Origin of the sequence: Clostridium gelidum (assembly GCF_019977655.1) — a bacterium.
GTDB lineage: Bacteria > Bacillota > Clostridia > Clostridiales > Clostridiaceae > Clostridium > Clostridium gelidum.
On the sequence record NZ_AP024849.1, the window covers coordinates 3,652,714 to 3,672,006 of the forward strand.

Genomic DNA, 19,293 nt, shown 5'->3' on the forward strand with positions numbered 1-19,293 from the left:
ATTAAATAACCTATACATCAAATTACTATTTATTGAATTGTTTGCATGTTTCATATGTTACATTAATCTACTATTCTGAATTAATTATAACATAAATTGTAAATATCACATTATTCAATTATCAAAGATCATTTTTTAATTTACTGAGTCTATCTACATATAATTTACCTCCTCAATAAAAGTACTATTATTAGCTAGATTTCGTATGACTATGGAATTCACGTAATTTAGTACAACCTAAAATTATAATGACTATATCAACTTCCAGTTATTAGCCTAATGGGTATATGGATAATATGAAATTTTCTTTTTAATGAATATATTCTATTACATTATTTATATCTGCATCCCTTATTAGTATTGCGTACAAAAAAATACCGCAAATTCATTTAAAATGTACCCTTTGTAAAGGACATTGTTAAAAATACTGTGTAGAATCAATGAGATGATTTCTGTATTCAACAGGAGTCATCCTTTTTAAATTCCATTGATATCTATAGTTGTTATAATAAATCATGTACTGGTCTATCTCATTTTTTAGGTCTTCTAATGTTTGGCATTGTTTTATGTTTACTTCATCTTTGAAATGCCCAAAGAATGATTCCTGCGGGGCGTTGTCCCAACAGTTTCCTCGTCTAGACATAGATTGACCAAACCCACATTCTTTTACTAACTTCTGAAATTTAGGACTTGTGTAGTGTGATCCTTGATCTGAATGAATGAAAGCTTCAGGATGAAATTTTACACTTTTTGATTTCTTAAGATTGGTGATAGTATCGATAACTATATCTAATGTGAGACTATCAGATACATTATAAGCCATTATTTCATTAGTTGATGCATCTTTAATGGTCGACAAATAAGCCTTTTTGCTTTTATTTTTATAGAACAAATAGGTAATATCCGTAAGCAATACTTTGCCAGGGGTATTCTGTTTGAAATTCCTATTAAGCACATTAGGTAAGACTTTATGTTCTTTAGTTGCTTTTACCATTCGTCTATATGGATTTGCTTTTCTATAAGGACAAACTATGTCATATTTTTTCATAAGTCTGCGAATACGTTTTAGATTATATACAACTCCATATTGAGATTTCAATACCATCTTTATTTGTCTTGCACCTTTTTTATGTTTTTTGAAGTTGAATGCCTTTAAAATTATATCTTTAACTTCCAAATCATTATCGTTGCGCTTGCTGCGCAAGCATTCGGATTTTGCTGAAAAATAATTATAATATCCAGAACGTGATACACCAGCTAATGTGCATAAATAGCTTGTCATATTCTTTAATTTATATTTTTTAATTACTGATTTAATAAGAATGAAATTTTCTTTTGTTAATGAACCTATTTTCGTTTTATCACTCTCCTTTCTATCAAATCGAGTTTTTTTAATAATTCATTCTCAGCTTTCAGTAGAGTAGTTTGTACTTTAAGACGTTCATATTTTTCGTCTATAGAAAGTTCCTTATCACGAGGTCGCCCAGCTTTGCCTTTTCTTGTATCATCTAAACCATGTATACCGTTTTCCTTATAGGCAGCACGCCATTTTTTACTTATCGATTCAATTCGTCCAATCTCTAAGATACTTATCACGAAATCAGATTCTTCAAATATCTTTCGTGGAAACTTTCCTTTTTCGTATTCTGATATAAAAATTCGTCTGAATTCATCTGTATATGTAATTGATCTTTCACTAACATTTTTTACATATTTATTTCTAGATATCAATTCTATTTCTTCTTTTGTAAATAACTTATTACTCATAAAATCTACTCCTATCTCTTTGTTTTATTATACATAAAAACCCTATAAGATAGATATTTTATTTACTGTCTATCTTATAGGGTACATTTTAATTTCTTCTGAATAATGCGGTATTTTCTTAATTTCATATTTTGTTATAATCTAAATTATTTATTACCAAAAGACATAGTATATTCAATCTCATTCGTTTCTTCACTAAAATGTTCATCCAAAACTTTAAAACCGTTTTTATAATAAAAATTCACTGCATTTTTGTTTTTTATAAACACATCTAATTTAAGAAGCAAATATTTAGACTTACAATAATCTATTAACTTCTGACCTATGCCTTTTCCTTGATATTCTTTTTTCACAAAAAGTCCTGCTATATAATTTTCTTCTATAACCCCTATAAAACCCTTTATAACATTATTTTCTTCAAATATATAAATATCAGCTAATGGTAACATTTGTTTAACCAAATCATAATTATTAATCCAGTATTCCTTTTGTATAAAATTATGGGCATCTATATTAGTGTCAATCCAAATTTTCATTACTGAATTTAATTTACTTAAATCAAAATTTTTAATCATACTCTTCTCCTCAATTTCTTAAAATATTAAAAATTAGAGTCGAATCCATTCATCAAGTTCACCCTTTCTGCTAACTGTAATTACCTTTTTCTTATTAATTATAACATATTTTATAAGCACCTCATTATTCAATTTTCAAAGAACATCATTTTATTAGTTGCTACGTAAAATCAACGTTTATGAATATTACGGTATTTAAAGTTATTATCCTTTTCATTGTTAAATTTCTATATAAAAAGCAAATTTATTAGTTAAACTAAGTTTTTTATATTTTCTTTTAGCACCTTTTCAACCATAAGCTTATTGAATTTGCTGGATTCTTCAAAGCAAGAGCAATGTGCTGACTCTTCAAACCATTCAAGAGTTTTCTTTGGAGCCTTCAAATAATTAAAATATTTTTCTGCTACACTGGAAGGAATCTGATAATCGTGTCTTCCAAGGAAAAAATAAACCGGAATCTCCAACTCTTTAACAGTTTCAAAAAGATTTATTTTTAAAAATTCACCTTGCGACATTTTATTTCTCGATGGAGCGTTCATTCCTTTAAAAAAATGATAAAAATCAATAATGTTATATTCATTAGTAATGAGTAATTTTTTTAAAAGTGGTAAAAAGCTTTTTTCTCCGTAAATTGCGCCTCCAAAATAAGTAAGCCATTTTCTTTCTCTTTTAATTCCTGAAATACCACATTTATATATCCCATTTTCTGGTTCGCCTATTTCTTTTAACTCCTTAAGCGCTTTTTTATTATTGCTCTCCTTAGCAGCATTTATTGCAAATCTATAAGATTCCAACTCACCAGCTGGCATGCTGGATACTTGTCCTGTTCCAACATAGGCATAGAAAAGTTCTGGGACCCTATGGGCTGCCATGGTTCCTATAAGAGTTCCCCATGAATGGCCTAATAAAAATATTTTTTCTTTCTTTAAGTTCGATCTTAAATATTGAGCTAACTCACAAACATCATCAACAAACATATTGACTGACAAAGGCTCTCCAACAGATTTTTTTGTATAAGATTTTCCGCATACTCGTTGATCCCAATAAACAACAACAAATTTCTTCTCTAACGAATAATTATAATACCTGAAAAGTCCTGTTTCAGGTGAGCCTGGCCCACCATGTAATAGAAGTAAAACAGGATTAGATATACTTTCCCCACGAATCAATACAAACTGTTTAGTCTTCTCGATTGTGACCATTCTCATTTCTGAAATACTATTTGGTATTTCATTCCCTGAATCATCTTTAAACGCAGGTGTATGTGCCCAAAATAATGACATAAAATCATCCCTTTCAAAACTGATTTATTGCACTACATGGTTTTTATACCATATTAAGTAATTAAACTCAATACCAAATTTTAGATTCTTTATAAAATTTGTATTTTCCACGTTAAATACCGTACTATTCAATTTTCAAATAACATTTTTTAATTTACTACGTCAAATCTACACAATATACAATAAAGTAGGTGTATCAAATTAAAATCAAGAAATTTTTAATAGCTACGATTATGTTTACAGTATCCTCATCATCAAATGTTTATACTCAAGGTATCTATAGTATCTCTGAAATCAACCAATTTAATGCTACTGTTAAGCTTGTTAACCCAAATATTCCTACAAGTTTAAGCATAGTTGATTCAAATGGTAATCAAAAATTCTATAACAGATTTGATGCTCAAACCGAAGTTGTAAACATAGGTCCTATTAATAATGCTGATATGATAGCAATAGTTGGTAAGGGAGAACTCGCCATTACCTTTACGAAAGATTAAATAATATTTGCTTTTTTAGTTTAAGCTTTCTGCATAGATATTTAGCAATTTGTATATCTTCTACATAATGTCTACATCACACAAAACATATTTAATTGATTCATCGAATCAGATAATCTTTTACTGGCCAGAACAAACATATTTCTATCTAACTCAAATCCTAGAAAATCAAATCCCATTTCATGACACGCAACCAAACTTGATGCATTACCTACATGAGTATCTAAAATTTTATCTCCTTACTTTGCGTAATTCATTAATATCCATTTATATAGATTAACTGGCTTTTGTGTTTGGTGTATTCTAACCTCATTCTTAGATTTATTACCTTACATTTTTTTAGAATTGCACAGAAAAAAATATCACACTTTCATTCTGAATAATGTGATATCCCAACTTGTTCTTTATTTCTGCTTATACCTAATATAATAATTATTGTGACTTTACGTGTATTTTGTCCAATACATATCTATTTACAGTTCTTTACAAATTCAATTGGATGTTGAATAATATTAGCAGTTTCCTCAATGGATAAACCTTGATTTAAATAACGTTTTGCAATGACTGCCATTGATTCTCCAATTTCAATAATATGCTTGTCAGGGTCATATATTCTAACTACTCGCTGCTGCCACTCATACTTTTTAGGTTGATGAACATATTCAATTTCTTCAAATTTCTTTAAATGTTCAATAAAGGCATCAAAATCATCTTCCTCAAAATACAATTCAAAATTATGTGACCTTTTCATAACTGTTTTTTTGTCTATTGATACAATATCAGCAAAATTAAGCTGTATTGCAAATATACCACTAAATGTAACATTCCAGCCAAGATCCAATAAAATCTCTTGACCAAGTACTTCCTTATAAAATTTCTTGGAAGCTTCTAAATCACTAACTGCAATTAATGGACATGTAAATTTCAATTCATACCACTCCTATTCCAATATTCTCTTCTTATACATTAATTATATCATATTTGGGTAAATATAACATTATTTAATTTTCAAAGAGCATTTTTTAATTTACTACGTAATTTTTACAATGAATGCAGTTACTGGATCTGCAGCTGCATCCATAATTAGTATTGTGCAGTATTTTAAACAAAAAATATCACACCATTCTGATTTAAGAATAGTGCGATATTCTAATGTATCATTAAATTTTGTGATATAATAATGACATATATTCAAATTAATTTGTATATATGATTATACTTTGATTCTAACGAATTGCTCCATTTTTAAAGTTATCATACCACTGCTCTATTTCTTCTTCACTGTCAGTCTCTAATATTTTAAAAATTTCATAAGCAAACTGAACAGCTGCAGTTTCATTTGCAGTGATAACTTCATTGTCAATAACTAATTGTGCTGGAATATAAAATTCTTCTCCCGTATATCCTTCTTGATTTTTAAATAATTCTAAGCTATCACCTGTATGCTTAATATTATTAAGTAGCCCATGCTTACATAAAAAAGTGGTTGCACCACAAATGGCAGCTACAGGAGTCTGTAATTTCATTATCTTCTTAACAAATTCTGCAATCTCGTCATAATCATTTTCCTCCCAAGAAAAACCACCTGGGAGAATAACCATAGCAAGATTATTAAAATTCTGATAATCATTTATACTGTAGTCAACAGATGCTTTAATGCCCCCCATTGATTTCTTTGGAATATCATCAACTGCAATAGTTTTCACCTCATAATCTGTAAAAGAATTAATAACTGCAATGGCATAACTTGCTTCCCAATCATTCCATCGTTCTGTCAACACAACCAATACTTCATTTTTAATATTATTCATCATATCCTCCTGTCCGTAGAAAGGCTAAAACATAACCGCCCTTCTCATGTTTTTAAGATTTGCAAATTTATACAATTTCATATATATCATCTCCTTCCTTAACAATAAGATATATAAATAATAATTTTTCGTGAAACACTATTTTTCAATCTATATTTCAAATTACTATCCACATAAGACTAATTATACCATATTTTATAAAATATCACGCTATTTTATTTTCAAAGAACGAATTTTCGTTTATTACGTCAAATCTACAAACTACGCTAAACATATCCTATTTTTTATAACCCAATATGATTTTGGTTGCAAAACTTTCATAATAAAAACTCCCATTATTCAATCATGATATGAATAATGGGAGCATCTGATTCATCACTAATTGGTGCTCTTCTTAAGATAAATATAACACATATATTTGATCACTAAATTGGAATTTAGCGAGCAAAGATTATACTCATTTTATTCAATGTACTAATTAAAATCTACAATAGGACTAATAATTTGAGAACAAATTTTGATATGAAATAATATTATGAACAATGCCGAATACAAACATAACTCCTGTGGCTATATAGTTGTTCATCCACAAAGATGCAAAAATGAAGTATAGTACAGGAAAAACTGCTAAAGGCATAGGAATAAACAAAAATTTTGTTCCTAGCATTTTTGTGTCTCGTCCACCTATGAAATACCTAATCCATACGATATAATATAAAATTAAAAACACACTACTTATATACAATAAGGGATTCGTATAATTCAAACTCTTGTTGCTTATTAAAATACACAAAATAACTGCATAGGCAATTCTTGTACCTTGTTCTATTGCCTCTAATATAGGAAATTTTTTATTTTTAGTATCTCCTTCACCACCATTGCTCCTTGGTGGAAAGATTACATAAAATACATTTATTATCATAGGCAACAAAAAAATAATTAATCCTACCCAAGAAAATTCGAAATGCATATTCACTTTACTACCCCTCTCTGATTATATAATTAAATTCACCTGACAAATTACTATTTTTTATTACTCAACCGTAAATTGAAATTTATTTTTTTAATTTAAAATATTTTTCTTGCTTTCTTTTTCTTCCTTTTGCCATTCCTTGTCTAAGTCAAAATTATTATCAGCAGCCATTTCAAATATTAACTAATATCTTTTGACTTCAATCAAGATATCATCTGCAATAACTCTAAACTCATGTGAAGTTAAAAAGCCTTTAGGAGAGTAAAGTAGAACTTGAAAATCAAATTTCCCACTATCTGACAAATGCACTTCCTCATAAAGCCAACTATCTCCAATAATATCATCTGTTATTTCAAGTTGGCTAACAAGTGTTCAATCTATTGTTTAAAAAACAGTCCTAATAATCAACCGGAAAAAGCCAAAATTGTATTTTCATTTTATTACCAAACTGAACACAATAAAAATTTAAGCTAATCGAAAAACTTCCCATTATAAAAGTTCTCATTTCCAAGTTTCTTTGCCGTCATCCTAAACATAACGCAACCATCTGGACATACAATATCCTTGCTATATTTGCCATTGCCACCAATATTTCCTAAATCTCCACCACTTCTGACAGCCTCCATGATTGGGAACATCATCATCATTACTTTGGAGCAAATACCCTGTCCATCCTTATTTACAGGACAGCCATAGGTGCAGGTATACTTATCTCCAACTTCTTCTCCATTTCGGCAATACCGCTCTGTGTGGTCACTTTGAAGAAACCCTGTTACCTCAATTTCCCATTCGTACTCTTCATCATACCATTTTTTCATAATAACCTCCAACTTAAAATTTGTTTTCTCATTGTTTATAAATAATCTACTAAAAGACAAATTACAATTCATCTTTTAGTAAATCATAACATATTTTGTAAATATAATACCATTCGTAACTATTCAGCTATTGAATAAATTTATTATATATTAAATAATTTTTCAAAAAATTATTCCTATTATTCTTAGCTTTTGGTATTATAAATATTGTCTTTTAAAAAACTAATGATAAGGTGGTGACTATCGTGAGCGAAGGCAAAATTATAGAAATCTATAATCAAGGATTAACGCAAGTTATGAGTGTTATAAAAGAACTTACAAATGAAATAAAAGGTCTAAATTCTCAAGTAGAAAAAATTTCAAAAGAAAATAAAGCTCTCGGTGAGCGTGTTCAATCTTTAGAAAAACAAACTCAAAAGAATAGTAATAACAGTAGCAAACCACCATCGACAGATGGTTTTAAAAAGAAAACTAAAACTTTAAGAACTAAATCAGGCAAAAAACCTGGTGGTCAAGAAGGTCATGATGGAAAGACACTTGAGCTTACTGAAAATCCAGATGAAATAATTGTACACACTGTAGATAAATGTGATATTTGCGGAGAATCCTTACAGGATGTAGCTCCGGACAGTATAATTGTACGACAAGTGGTTGATCTACCAGAGACTAAAGTAAAAGTTACTGAACATAGATCAGAAGTTAAAAAATGTCCAAAGTGTAGAAGAAAAAACACCGGTAAATTCCCTGAGGGAATAACAAACACAGTTCAATATGGCGATAAAGTAAAAGCGATAGCTGTTTATTTAACTCAATATCAATTAATTCCGTTTAAACGTGGTGCTGAATTGATTTCTGATATGTTTAATATAAGTTTAAGTCAAGGTACAATAGTCAATTTTAATAATAACTGTCATGAAAAATTAGAACTTGTTGAAGAAAATATAAAAAATGCAATAACTAATTATCAAGGTGCTGTACATTATGACGAAACTGGAATATATATAGATAAAAAACGCCAATGGCTACATGTTGCTTCAAATGATAAATATACTTATTATGAAGCACATGAAAAACGAGGTAAAGAAGCTATTGATGATATAAATATATTACCTAAATTTACCGGAACAGCAGTACATGACTGCTGGAAGACATATCATCAATACTCTTGTGAGCACGCTTTATGCAATGCTCACATATTAAGAGAGTTAAATGCTATATCAGAGCTAGAAAAACAAAAATGGGCAGAGCCTTTGAAAAATCTATTAGTAGAAATAAAAAAAGAAGTAGATTTATCTTGGAATACTGCCAATGCCTTAACTTTAGATAAAATTGAAGCCTTTGAAAAAAGATATGATCAAATATTAGAAGATGGCTTCAAAGAAGATTATATAGCAAATAGTAAAGCATACAGTAAAAAGAAAGTAAAGAAAAGTACTAGTCTTAATCTATTAAATAGATTAAGCGGTTATAAAAATCAAATACTTGCTTTTATGTATGATTTTGAAATACCTTTTGATAATAATCTTGCAGAGCGTGATCTACGAATGACTAAGGTTAAACAAAAAATCTCTGGAACATTTAGAAGTAAAGATGGCGCAAAAGCATTTACTAGAATTCGTGGATATGTATCCACGGTTCGAAAAAATAGCTTGAATACTTTGGATTGTATAAAATCAGTATTTACTTCAAATATAATCGATCCGACCTTAGTTTAACTAAGATATTTCTAGGGGTATTGAGAATAAGTTGATACCCCTATTTGCCATACCTAAAAGTATATCTATTAAAATTTTAAATGACTACAGCTGAATAGTTACTACCATTCAATTTTATAGGATGTAACTGCATTCATAATTATTCTTAAATTTAATTTCCTCCTTACCGTATTTGTAGTATTGCACAGTATTTAAAACATAAAAAATACCGCAAATTCATTTCTGAATAATGCGGAATTAAAAAATATATTATAAATCTTTTCTGCTAAAGTAAGTTAATTTTTTTATGGATTATAGATTCGTAATGCCTCCAGCCTTTTTGCTCGCTCAAACGCTTCTTTTAAAAATTCTTCTGCCGATAAATCATTATAATTCCAATTCATGGCCTCTATTGCAGTCGCACCTGAATAATCTGTTTTCGCAATTTTTTTCATTGCAATAGACCAATCAATTGTGCCGTCAAAAGGTAACAGGTGTCCGACGTTTTCATAATTATCATGTAGATGTAGTGCCATCAACCGAGAACCATACATTGATAATAAATCATTGCCAAAGTAGTAGCGGTAATGATGGGCACAGTCATAACAGAATCCAATACGAGGGGAATCTACTTGCTCCAATACATATGACAAATTGGAAAAATTCCGTATATTCTCCATCGCAACATTGACGCCAAACTGTTCTGCTTTTTCAGCGATTCTCTTGATTCTATCAAGCCCCAATGCGTTATATGGATGGTCTTCGTTTGGCAGGTGCACCACCATTGTTGGAATTTCAAATTCGGCGCAATCTGCAACACATTGCAAATAGCAATTCGTTAAATCTTCACCGTCAAGATTGTCAAGCCAGAGGTTGTTTTCTGCGTGGAATGGTGTGTGGATATTTTCTATAAAAAGCCCTGCTTCTCGCACAATTTGAGGTCCACTTTTGTAATCACCTAGACCAAAGCAATCACGACCAAAACCATCACTCCACCATAATAAAATGCCATCAAATCCGGCTTCTTTTATCAACCGATAACGCTCCTTTTTCGTCAATTCATAGCCAAACCAATCATAAATAGTAAGCATAATCCACTTCCTTTCTTAATTTTACCATCATAGCTTTCTTATAATTCATAGACTTAACCATAACAAAATTTCACAAATAAAGTTTTCTACTTCATTGTGAAGAAAAGCAATTTATAGTTTTCAGGTCTATTTTACTTTATACCGCTAAGACGCTGATTATATAAATAATCTGTAATTGTCTATTTTTTAAATAAATAATGCAAAAATAGACTTGCTACTGCTAACTTATATTTTTTCTCACAAGAAACAGAATTAGTATCATTCATAAAACTTTGCAAATCTCCTAGCTCAAGTCCGGAATATATAGCTAAGGTTTCATAGCTAATTTCAAACTCATCTATTAGCACATCTATTACTGCTTTAACTCGGTCATCTTTATTTACCATCACTATCCCCTCAGATAGCATAAAAATCATGTTGCATAAATGCGAAGGGTTCGGAATATTGGAATTTTTCAAACTATCTCCATTATTCTCACCAGAATTTACGATATTGGTAAAAAAATCATATAATTTATTTTTCCCATCCATATAATCTTTCAACCAAACATAATCTACTCCTATCATCTTACTCAAAGATTTCAGTTCCATTTTATAGTTTTTAAGCAAATTTTCTATGTCTTTTCTTATAACATCTTCAGTTTGATTGAAGTTTGTAGAAATAATAGTTTTAACTGAATTAATTTCCATTATAGTCTCCTTTTAGAATATTTATAGTTTATCCTTATTTCGTATTACCATTGTGCATCAACTCAACAGACATTATGCTAATACATCCTGCAAATTACTATTTGTCTTCCAGTAGTATTATAACATATTTTGTAAGTATAACCCTTTCAATTTTCATAGGATGTAACTGCTTCCTTAAATAGTATGGCGAACAATCTAATGGCTATTTGATCTTTTATAATAATCTCATATGATTTTTATAACTCTTTTTTAATTATGTTCTCCCCGAATTTTTATTTATTATGTTATATAAAATAACGTTAATTCGTTTAACAAATAGAACATTTTATAATTAATTTCATATAATAATTCTAAAATATATCTTTTACTAAAAATTTAGATAAGATAGGAGCGATAAAATAATGTCTACTATAATAAATACGGCGAAAATTAATGGTTCCAATACAGCTGCTGTCACTGGAAATGCCAGTATAACAAGTATAAACACTGCTGAAACCACCTTAAGTCTTACTAAAGTACCAGATGCTACTACAGTACTAATCGGTAATAATATAACTTATACAATAACAATTCAGAATACCGGTACTGCATCTGCTACAGCAGTACAATTCTCTGATACACTTAGCCCTAACCTTACCTATGTTTCAGCAACATCTGATAATGGCTCAACACTTTCTTATAATTCTACAACAAGGCTTATTTCTGGTAACCTTGGTACTATTGCAACTTCTGCAACTGTTGTCGTTACCATTGTTGCAACAGTTGTTGGATAATATTAATATATGAACTCTATTTAATATAAATTTATCTTAAAATAAAAAGCTGTTACATTACAACTTTATAAAAACATTTTGTAACAGCTTCACAAAACTCCATATTACTATTGGTTAAAAGGTAGGTACTTATGGCAAATTCAAGATGTTATTTAAAGTTATCATTAATAAAGAATCATGTAACTGTTAAGCCAAGCAATACTCATTCATATCAGTCTATCTGTTCAATGATTTCAATAGAAGTACCATGTTTAGTACTCACTCAGTCTGTTTCTAAATGCGGAAATAACTTAGTTTATAGTGTTTATATTATAAATAACCTTAATTGCGATATAACTAACATACACTTAAAAGATATTCTACCAAAAGGTGTAAAATTCATTTCTACCTACGTAGAAAATGGAAAATATAAACATTATCACTGTAAGATTTTTTATAATATTGCTAATATAAAATCACATTCTTTTTGTAAAATTATTATAGTTTTGTGCCCACAAACTCCTGATATAAAGGTTAATTCAATTGAAGTTGTAAGTAAAAACTTCAATTGCATAATTAACAATCCATTTAGGTCTTACATTTTAGCACTTAACTCTTAATATTATAACTTCAAGTTAAAGATGTCTTAAAGTATTCTCACCACAATACATTAGTGTTTTAATAAAAACTATATATATTATTATAGACTTTATTAATGGTTATTTTATTATGTATTAGTTTAATACATAATATCTACAAACTACGCTAAACATATCCTATTTTTTATAACCCAATATGATTTTGGTTGCAAAACTTTCATAATAAAAACTCCCATTATTCAATCATGATATGAATAATGGGAGCATCTGATTCATCACTAATTGGTGCTCTTCTTAAGATAAATATAACACATATATTTGATCAACAAATTGTAATTTGTTTAGCTTAACATACTATATATTATTATTGCTTGTTGTATCTCTAATAGATATTTTTTGAAAGAATATCCAACAAAATACTTACTTTCTATTACATCCTTAGAAACTTCTTCTCCTCTATAAAAGGGAGGGCAAGGATTTAATATTGCATTTTTATTTGCATTCTCCATTATTTCTAATGTAACTTGGTGCTCAGAGAAATCTTTTAATATGTCAGAGCCTAACGAATCCGTGCAAATAATATCTTTACCAACAATAGCACTTTTTAAGTCAATTATATGATTAACACCAGATATTTTATATCCACTTGGACTACTTTGTGTTAATGAAAAATCCATTAGTTCAGATGCTTCTTTCCATGCTAATCCAACATTTCCGTTTGCTCCTACAAATAGATACTTTTCTTTGGTAAAGTCCTCCCTTATTTTAGATAAACCATACATATCAGCTAACATCTCACAAGGATGATTTATATCTGTCATAGCATTGATTACTGAAAAATTAGCATACCTTGTTATTTCATCAATAACAGAAATATCTTTGTAGCGTATAATTAAACCATCAGTCCAATTATTTAAATATCCTATGACATCTTCAATTTTTTCTTTCTTATCCAATGCTGAAGGTGGAAATAGTATAGTTTGCCCCCCCAATAAATATATTCCTTTTTCAAACGTAATTCTTGTTCTTATGCTTGAATCTGGAAAGAACATAACTATTGTCTTACCATTTAAAAAGTCCTTATACTTTCCACTTTGTAATTCATCAGCAATATGGAATATTCCTTGAACATCATCTCTACTATATTCTCTTAGCCTAACTAAACTCTTCATAAGTTATCACCTCCAACTCATCTATAAATTACTATTTATCTTTCAGTTAATAATAGCATATTGTTTAATTCCAAAAGAAATCCACCGTCCGTCTATATCTTCTAACACAAATTCCATATTATTATAATCTGTCATATGGAGTGGACGAACAATTTTAGCACCTTTACTTATAAATTCATTTTGTAATGTTTTTTTTATTTGAAGCAAAAAATATTGTTATCAGTTCTCTTATCTTGATTTCATCATTAAATGTTCTGTTATTCCTTCCCTATATAAACTAGGTATAGTACCTACTTGAATGTACCCAATTTTTTCATACAGTATTTTTGCATCTGGATTAAAATCTGCAACTACTAAAAATAGTTTACTATAATCTTTAAAGCAACTATCCTCAAAGAACTTTAAGAGTTTTTTACCTATTCCTTCATTACGACTTTCTTGCTTTACTGCAATTATATGTAGATATGGGAATGAATGAAATATTCCATCTAAAATAAACCATATAAATCCCTTACAACTTTCACAAGCATCAATGGCAATATATATTTCTCCTTTAGCAAAGCCCTCCTGCAACGCCTTTCTAGCACTTCCTTTTTGTGAAAAATATCTTTTTCCTAATTCAGAATTTACTAATGCATCTTCACAATCATTTATATATTCTATACTTCCCTTTATTATAGTCATTTTCGTATAACACCTCTAATTTCATTAACTTACAAAATGTAATTCATTACGTAAAAAGTTACAATTGTTCATTAAAATTACCATATAAATTGGAATTTATAGCGGTTTTTGTGCAAGATATAATGCAATAGTATCATTAATAATGATTTTATTGCCAGCATCTATAATAGCCTTTCTTACTCCCATATAATATTTAGACTTATAAGGCTCTTCTAAAGTTATATGCTCACAATGTGTACTAATATATGAAATATATTCATCAGCATTAAGTGTTCTTACCTTTTTCCAGTCTTGATATTTGTAATTAACAAAACCATAACTTACAACATTATCATATTTCATTTTACAATTATATTTCTGCTTAACAGAAAAGTGTTCTTTATATACCTCGTCTATTCTATTGTAAAGTTCTTCATTTGCACTTTTCTCATCTGAACGGGTCATAAACATTGCAAGAATGCCACCAGGTTTTAGTATATTGTATGCTTTTGAGAATGCTATTTCTTCAGGTATCCATTGAATTGTAGCTGCTGAATATATTAAATCAAATGTTTGATTTCCAAAATTGTATGTTTCAAAATCAGCATTTACAATATCAAAATTACTATAAGTTTCATATTTGTTTTTCAAATATTCTGTAAAGTTCTCCCCAAGTTCAATCGCCTTATAATTACAGCCAGTTTTTAAAATAGGCTCTGTTGCTTGTCCTGTCCCTGGACCAATTTCAAGTACATCTTTACTTGAATTCAAGTCAGATACAGTGATAATTTCTGTAAAGAGTTCATCACAATATCGGGGTCTATATTTATCAAATGTTTCTGGTATTCGGTCAAATGTCTTTCTGAAATCCATTATTTATACTTCCTTTCAAATTATAATTTATCTTTTAATTCAACATATTTTCAAAATAACATACTTATCACTTCTCAGTTAATTATTTTTCATATTCAATAATAAATCACAAAACTTATCATTTTCAGTATACTGAGGAAAATGTGCTGAATTATCAAACCAAATTAATTCTTTATATGGTGCTTGCAGCATTTCATAATACTTTTCTACCAAAACTGATGGAGTAGTATAATCATATCTTCCTGCACAAAAGTAAACTGGGATATCAACTTTTTTTACATCATTAAATAAATTAAACTCATTATTAGTTCCCCATAACTTTTCAGCTGAAAGTTTATTTCCACAACCATATTTTATTGCATCTAATCCATTTGATTCTGGTGAAAATAAGCATCCTTTAATGACCTCTTTTGTAATATTTATATCATTTTTAAATGGTGAATATTTCTTTATAGTATTCTCTTTTTCTAATGTGGCCTTTATCTTATCTTTGCTCGCCGCATCCTTCATACTTTCCAAATTATTTGCTGCACTTCTATCTTGATTCTGTTTAGCTAAATCTATAGCGTATTCATAGGATACACTCTCTCCTTCTTTCTGACTAACAACCTGTCCGACTCCTACATATGCTGAAATTCTAGATGAATCACTCTTTATTACATCCATTCCCAATTCAGTTCCCCATGAATGACCTACCAAAATCAATTTATCTTTTCCATAAGTCTTACATAAATATTCAATTACTTCCTTACCATCTTCTACTAATTGATTTTTTGTAAAATTCTCTTTATCCATAAAAAAAGAATATGACTTTCCAGAACCCCTCTGATCCCAATTTACAACCAAAAAATTATCTTCAAGCTTCGACTGATACTTTCTCGCATAACATATTTGCGCTAAACCTGGACCACCATGTAAAAACAAGACAATAGGATTATCTTTATTAGTTCCTCTTATAGATAGTGTTTGACTCTGCCCACCAACTTTAATATCTACTAATTTACTAATACTTTTATTGCCATTTATACTTGGTGTGTATGTAGGCCTAACTAGAAATGTAATAAAGGATAATATAATTATTGCACTCACTCTTTTAATAGTTTTCTTTTTCATTTATTTTCTCCATATAACTTTTATCTTATTATTAGACTAATGTACATAATGGTTGGTGGAATGAGTATTCACCTGTTATAGTACCCAAAACTTTCTCTCTACTACAAATGAACCTTTTTGATTCGCAATCAAGCACATCCCTTTTTATAATAATGATAACAATTTCGCCTTCTGACTTATCTAACAAGTCCCTTTATTATAAATAAGAAGTACCCTTAGATACTTCTTGTCATTCTACTTTTAACTGTTACATAATACTAAAAATGTTATAAACTATTATAACTTATTAATTAAGGATAATTTGTAAGGTTAAGAAATACTTTAAACCTTGGTTTGAAGCTAATCTTAATTACACCACTTTCAATTTTTATAATTATCTATGATTCTTCTCTTTTATCAGAAAGTATTTCAATTTTATCTATACTCTTAAATTCTAATAATGTTAAAAGTTCATTATTATCAGAAGAATAAACCTGTATCTTTATATCAGAATATGATGGACAAATGCTTACCACAAACCTTTCATTAGCATAATTACTAAACTCATAAGTTGCTTCGTTATAAAAATAAGGTACATTATTATCTGAAAATTTAGGTTCACATTCAAATAGTGATAGTAGTGAAAGTTCGTCAGGTATGCTCATATTTAAAACCTCCACAGTTTAAAACTGCTGCTTCTCTAAATGAAATACTCCTAATAAAAATCGTGCTTATTCTACGCATCTATCTATTTCATTAATAATTTCAAAATCACTACCCAATTCTAATTTCAATTTAAGATACAATTCATTTGCTCGATTTTTAAAATCATTCTTTTCATTTAATGTCCACGGAGATGGTGAAGGTGGGTAATCCCAATCGAGATAACCATGATATTCTGCTTCAAGTGCGTACAGTTCGTCAACTAAAGCCTTTGAAATGGGCAATTTCTCATTATCGATAGCGTATCCAAACTTATTTCTGGCATAGTCATTCATTGACCATATACAAGTACCACCATGTTCAAACCAATATTTAAAAACATATTTAGGCAACATCCTCACCTCACAAAGCTAAATAATCCATCAATTCTTCTTATTATTACTGCATTATATTGTTTGTCTTGCGAAATGATTTCTTTAATAACCTCCATAATATACCCCTTTAATATATGCAATGATTCATTTAGATTATTTCTGTCTAATTTATATTTCTGTATCAATTATATCATATATATAAACATTATTTTACAATTTCTCTTCACTTTTTATTCCATCTTCAACTAGCATTTCTCCAAGCTTAGTCATACTTATCGCCTCCTTTACTTTCTCTAAATCCTTACCATCTAAAAACTGATCTGCAAATGCATATAGCATGAATTCAATATCATATCTATATTCATTGTCTTTTTTTCTTTACGATTCTTATTGATTTAATTATTTTATCTAGTTTAGTTAATTTATTACTCATTATTGGTATAAATGTTAATACAACTAAATCCTGTTTTGTTACTTCAATTTAAACATTATTTACTTATATTTTTTTCTTCGTTTTCCTTTTATCTGTAATATAAATTGTTGCTTCTTATTATATGGTCAATTAGCTTAATATCTTATATATTTCCGCACACTTTTTGTTGATTTTAAAAAAATAATAAGAATTTATTTACACTCACACTATCTTGTAGTACAATATAGCCATGGTAACTTGTTCAACAAGATAGTTAGGAGGTGATATTTTGGGAGATAAATCTCAATTTTATAGGGGAACATTAGAAGGCTGTATCCTTAAAATTATAAATGATGATGAAGTTTATGGATATGAAATCGCGGAAAGATTAAAAAAATACGGTCTTAATGAAGTTAGTGAAGGTACTATATATCCTCTTCTCTTGAGGCTCGAGAAAAATGGTTTTGTAGATTCTATAAAAAAGGAGTCTTCATTTGGTCCAAAAAGGAAATATTATACGCTTTCCAATTTAGGCAGAGAAGAGTTAAATGATTTTTATAATAACTGGCAAGAACTTAGAAATAGTATAGATAAAATATTTCAAGATTATAAAGGAGATTAAAATTATGAATAGTTTGAAAATGCTTAGAAATGAAAATTTAAAATTCAGCCAAAATCTTACACACAAAGATAATGAAGTATTTACAGATATAGTTTGTTATTTGAGAGTTAGTAATATAGCTGAAGAAAGTCAAGAAGAAATTATTAGCGACATTTTAAGAATGTTTTTAGATTGTCAAGAAAATGATAAACCTATAGAGAGTATCATTGGTGAAGATTATAAACAATTTACAGATAATATAATATCAGCCATGAATCCTAAAGTTTCTATTATAAATAAAATTAAAGAATACTCTAAGATTGCTATAATGGGATTTTGCATACTTCTAACCATAGACTTTGTTTTTGAATATTTACCTAAAATAATAAAAGAGGGTTTTAATTTTAATTATCAATACCCAATTGAATTAGTTACAATAATAAAATTCATCATTATTATTGTTGTGGCTTCTGCCATTTTCGATTACATTGGAAGGAGTAGTTTTGAACTTTCAAGAAAACACTTTTCAAAACTTTCAAAGTTTGTATTGGGAGCTGGTTTTGCTACATTCAGTATATTTCTTGCATTCTTGCCGAAGTTAACAGGTAATATAGTTATCTTATCTGTAAATATTTCATATATAATAGGTATCATAGTGATCTACTGGGCATATCAAGGAATTAAAAAAATAGTAAAGTAAAATACTATTAATAATAAACAATTTTAATTTGCCTATATTCAACTAAGAAAAGACTTACCACATTTTTATCCGGTAAGTCTTTTTTAGCAAGACATTATCCAATTTTAGTGAATTTATCACTCACTTATGATATGGTTCACCGTAACTGTCCTAAGTGAGGTTTTTTCATTATTTAAACATATCCATTCATAGCT

Annotated in this window: 22 protein-coding genes; 6 read left to right on the top strand and 16 right to left on the bottom strand. The window is 28.8% G+C overall.

What is annotated here, in order from left to right; genetic code table 11:
• Positions 1 to 418: 418 nt before the first annotated feature.
• From psyc5s11_RS16775 to psyc5s11_RS16785, 3 genes are all read right to left on the bottom strand, one after another.
• Positions 419 to 1,767, bottom strand: a protein-coding gene (locus tag psyc5s11_RS16775) for an IS3 family transposase (protein ID WP_375541960.1) whose coding sequence is annotated in 2 segments (ribosomal slippage) — positions 419 to 1,380 and positions 1,380 to 1,767 — 1,350 coding nt in all. Because the reading frame shifts where the segments join, the coding sequence is not laid out codon by codon here.
• A gap of 146 nt (positions 1,768 to 1,913) precedes the next feature.
• Complete coding sequence (locus psyc5s11_RS16780) at positions 1,914 to 2,342, bottom strand: N-acetyltransferase (RefSeq protein ID WP_224033635.1); 429 nt, start codon at positions 2,340 to 2,342, stop codon at positions 1,914 to 1,916.
• Between the two features lie 251 nt (positions 2,343 to 2,593).
• Entirely contained in the window at positions 2,594 to 3,625 is a 1,032-nt protein-coding gene (locus psyc5s11_RS16785) for an alpha/beta fold hydrolase (protein WP_224033636.1), read from the bottom strand.
• Between the two features lie 233 nt (positions 3,626 to 3,858).
• On the opposite strand from psyc5s11_RS16785, the gene psyc5s11_RS16790 reads away from it, so the two are divergent.
• Positions 3,859 to 4,122, top strand: coding sequence for a hypothetical protein (locus psyc5s11_RS16790; RefSeq protein ID WP_224033637.1), 264 nt, complete (start codon positions 3,859 to 3,861; stop codon positions 4,120 to 4,122).
• A 469-nt stretch (positions 4,123 to 4,591) separates the two neighbouring features.
• Here the strand turns inward: psyc5s11_RS16790 and psyc5s11_RS16795 are convergent, their stop codons facing one another.
• The 3 genes from psyc5s11_RS16795 to psyc5s11_RS16805 all read right to left on the bottom strand — a co-directional run bounded on the left by psyc5s11_RS16795 (position 4,592) and on the right by psyc5s11_RS16805 (position 7,724).
• Entirely contained in the window at positions 4,592 to 5,050 is a 459-nt protein-coding gene (locus psyc5s11_RS16795) for a VOC family protein (protein ID WP_224033638.1), read from the bottom strand.
• Positions 5,051 to 5,348: 298 nt separating this feature from the next.
• On the bottom strand, positions 5,349 to 5,933 hold the full coding sequence (locus tag psyc5s11_RS16800) for a type 1 glutamine amidotransferase family protein (RefSeq protein ID WP_224033639.1): 585 nt from the start codon (positions 5,931 to 5,933) through the stop codon (positions 5,349 to 5,351).
• A gap of 1,443 nt (positions 5,934 to 7,376) precedes the next feature.
• Entirely contained in the window at positions 7,377 to 7,724 is a 348-nt protein-coding gene (locus psyc5s11_RS16805; protein ID WP_224033640.1) for a TIGR04076 family protein, read from the bottom strand.
• A gap of 245 nt (positions 7,725 to 7,969) precedes the next feature.
• On the opposite strand from psyc5s11_RS16805, the gene tnpC reads away from it, so the two are divergent.
• Positions 7,970 to 9,439 carry an IS66 family transposase gene (gene tnpC / locus psyc5s11_RS16810; RefSeq protein WP_224033641.1) on the top strand — a complete coding sequence of 490 codons (1,470 nt, stop codon included), beginning with the start codon at positions 7,970 to 7,972 and terminating at the stop codon, positions 9,437 to 9,439.
• A gap of 284 nt (positions 9,440 to 9,723) precedes the next feature.
• Here the strand turns inward: tnpC and psyc5s11_RS16815 are convergent, their stop codons facing one another.
• Both psyc5s11_RS16815 and psyc5s11_RS16820 read right to left on the bottom strand, forming a co-directional pair.
• The gene (locus psyc5s11_RS16815) at positions 9,724 to 10,509 is read right to left on the bottom strand and encodes a sugar phosphate isomerase/epimerase family protein (protein ID WP_224033642.1); all 786 of its coding nucleotides are present in this window, start codon (positions 10,507 to 10,509) and stop codon (positions 9,724 to 9,726) included.
• A 179-nt stretch (positions 10,510 to 10,688) separates the two neighbouring features.
• Positions 10,689 to 11,198 (bottom strand): HTH domain-containing protein, encoded by a 510-nt coding sequence (locus tag psyc5s11_RS16820; RefSeq protein ID WP_224033643.1) that lies wholly within the window; start codon positions 11,196 to 11,198, stop codon positions 10,689 to 10,691.
• 401 nt (positions 11,199 to 11,599) lie between these two features.
• Between psyc5s11_RS16820 and psyc5s11_RS16825 the strand changes: the two genes are divergently transcribed.
• Entirely contained in the window at positions 11,600 to 11,971 is a 372-nt protein-coding gene (locus psyc5s11_RS16825) for a DUF7619 domain-containing protein (RefSeq protein ID WP_224033644.1), read from the top strand.
• A 131-nt stretch (positions 11,972 to 12,102) separates the two neighbouring features.
• Entirely contained in the window at positions 12,103 to 12,570 is a 468-nt protein-coding gene (locus psyc5s11_RS16830; RefSeq protein WP_224033645.1) for a DUF11 domain-containing protein, read from the top strand.
• A 320-nt stretch (positions 12,571 to 12,890) separates the two neighbouring features.
• On the opposite strand, the gene psyc5s11_RS16835 is transcribed toward psyc5s11_RS16830, so the two are convergent.
• The 8 genes from psyc5s11_RS16835 to psyc5s11_RS27910 form a co-directional block, all read right to left on the bottom strand.
• The gene (locus psyc5s11_RS16835) at positions 12,891 to 13,721 is read right to left on the bottom strand and encodes an ornithine carbamoyltransferase (RefSeq protein ID WP_224033646.1); all 831 of its coding nucleotides are present in this window, start codon (positions 13,719 to 13,721) and stop codon (positions 12,891 to 12,893) included.
• 42 nt (positions 13,722 to 13,763) lie between these two features.
• Positions 13,764 to 13,928, bottom strand: coding sequence for a hypothetical protein (locus psyc5s11_RS16840; protein ID WP_224033647.1), 165 nt, complete (start codon positions 13,926 to 13,928; stop codon positions 13,764 to 13,766).
• Between the two features lie 21 nt (positions 13,929 to 13,949).
• On the bottom strand, positions 13,950 to 14,405 hold the full coding sequence (locus psyc5s11_RS16845) for a GNAT family N-acetyltransferase (protein WP_224033648.1): 456 nt from the start codon (positions 14,403 to 14,405) through the stop codon (positions 13,950 to 13,952).
• 96 nt (positions 14,406 to 14,501) lie between these two features.
• Positions 14,502 to 15,257, bottom strand: a complete 756-nt coding sequence (locus psyc5s11_RS16850; RefSeq protein WP_224033649.1) for a class I SAM-dependent methyltransferase — start codon at positions 15,255 to 15,257, stop codon at positions 14,502 to 14,504.
• 78 nt (positions 15,258 to 15,335) lie between these two features.
• Positions 15,336 to 16,370 (bottom strand): alpha/beta fold hydrolase, encoded by a 1,035-nt coding sequence (locus psyc5s11_RS16855; RefSeq protein WP_224033650.1) that lies wholly within the window; start codon positions 16,368 to 16,370, stop codon positions 15,336 to 15,338.
• A gap of 377 nt (positions 16,371 to 16,747) precedes the next feature.
• Positions 16,748 to 17,014 (bottom strand): hypothetical protein, encoded by a 267-nt coding sequence (locus tag psyc5s11_RS16860; protein WP_224033651.1) that lies wholly within the window; start codon positions 17,012 to 17,014, stop codon positions 16,748 to 16,750.
• A gap of 66 nt (positions 17,015 to 17,080) precedes the next feature.
• Complete coding sequence (locus psyc5s11_RS16865; protein ID WP_224033652.1) at positions 17,081 to 17,413, bottom strand: hypothetical protein; 333 nt, start codon at positions 17,411 to 17,413, stop codon at positions 17,081 to 17,083.
• Between the two features lie 183 nt (positions 17,414 to 17,596).
• Positions 17,597 to 17,725, bottom strand: coding sequence for a hypothetical protein (locus psyc5s11_RS27910; protein ID WP_258712342.1), 129 nt, complete (start codon positions 17,723 to 17,725; stop codon positions 17,597 to 17,599).
• A gap of 362 nt (positions 17,726 to 18,087) precedes the next feature.
• Here psyc5s11_RS27910 and psyc5s11_RS16870 point away from each other — a divergent pair, with 362 nt between their 5' ends.
• The gene (locus psyc5s11_RS16870) at positions 18,088 to 18,420 is read left to right on the top strand and encodes a PadR family transcriptional regulator (RefSeq protein ID WP_224033653.1); all 333 of its coding nucleotides are present in this window, start codon (positions 18,088 to 18,090) and stop codon (positions 18,418 to 18,420) included.
• Between the two features lie 4 nt (positions 18,421 to 18,424).
• Entirely contained in the window at positions 18,425 to 19,099 is a 675-nt protein-coding gene (locus psyc5s11_RS16875; protein ID WP_224033654.1) for a hypothetical protein, read from the top strand.
• The last annotated feature ends 194 nt before the right edge of the window (positions 19,100 to 19,293 follow it).

Bases quoted from the DNA above. Each gene is read 5' to 3' on its own strand.
- psyc5s11_RS16815 (WP_224033642.1), bottom strand. From the start codon at position 10,509: ATGCTTACTATTTATGATTGGTTTGGCTATGAATTGACGAAAAAGGAG.
- psyc5s11_RS16805 (WP_224033640.1), bottom strand. From the start codon at position 7,724: ATGAAAAAATGGTATGATGAAGAGTACGAATGGGAAATTGAGGTAACA.
- psyc5s11_RS27910 (WP_258712342.1), bottom strand. From the start codon at position 17,725: ATGCTATATGCATTTGCAGATCAGTTTTTAGATGGTAAGGATTTAGAG.
- psyc5s11_RS16825 (WP_224033644.1), top strand. From the start codon at position 11,600: ATGTCTACTATAATAAATACGGCGAAAATTAATGGTTCCAATACAGCT.
- psyc5s11_RS16835 (WP_224033646.1), bottom strand. From the start codon at position 13,721: ATGAAGAGTTTAGTTAGGCTAAGAGAATATAGTAGAGATGATGTTCAA.
- psyc5s11_RS16860 (WP_224033651.1), bottom strand. From the start codon at position 17,014: ATGAGCATACCTGACGAACTTTCACTACTATCACTATTTGAATGTGAA.
- psyc5s11_RS16800 (WP_224033639.1), bottom strand. From the start codon at position 5,933: ATGAATAATATTAAAAATGAAGTATTGGTTGTGTTGACAGAACGATGG.
- psyc5s11_RS16850 (WP_224033649.1), bottom strand. From the start codon at position 15,257: ATGGATTTCAGAAAGACATTTGACCGAATACCAGAAACATTTGATAAA.
- psyc5s11_RS16785 (WP_224033636.1), bottom strand. From the start codon at position 3,625: ATGTCATTATTTTGGGCACATACACCTGCGTTTAAAGATGATTCAGGG.
- psyc5s11_RS16790 (WP_224033637.1), top strand. From the start codon at position 3,859: ATGTTTACAGTATCCTCATCATCAAATGTTTATACTCAAGGTATCTAT.
- psyc5s11_RS16845 (WP_224033648.1), bottom strand. From the start codon at position 14,405: ATGACTATAATAAAGGGAAGTATAGAATATATAAATGATTGTGAAGAT.
- psyc5s11_RS16780 (WP_224033635.1), bottom strand. From the start codon at position 2,342: ATGATTAAAAATTTTGATTTAAGTAAATTAAATTCAGTAATGAAAATT.
- psyc5s11_RS16875 (WP_224033654.1), top strand. From the start codon at position 18,425: ATGAATAGTTTGAAAATGCTTAGAAATGAAAATTTAAAATTCAGCCAA.
- psyc5s11_RS16830 (WP_224033645.1), top strand. From the start codon at position 12,103: ATGGCAAATTCAAGATGTTATTTAAAGTTATCATTAATAAAGAATCAT.
- psyc5s11_RS16855 (WP_224033650.1), bottom strand. From the start codon at position 16,370: ATGAAAAAGAAAACTATTAAAAGAGTGAGTGCAATAATTATATTATCC.
- psyc5s11_RS16820 (WP_224033643.1), bottom strand. From the start codon at position 11,198: ATGGAAATTAATTCAGTTAAAACTATTATTTCTACAAACTTCAATCAA.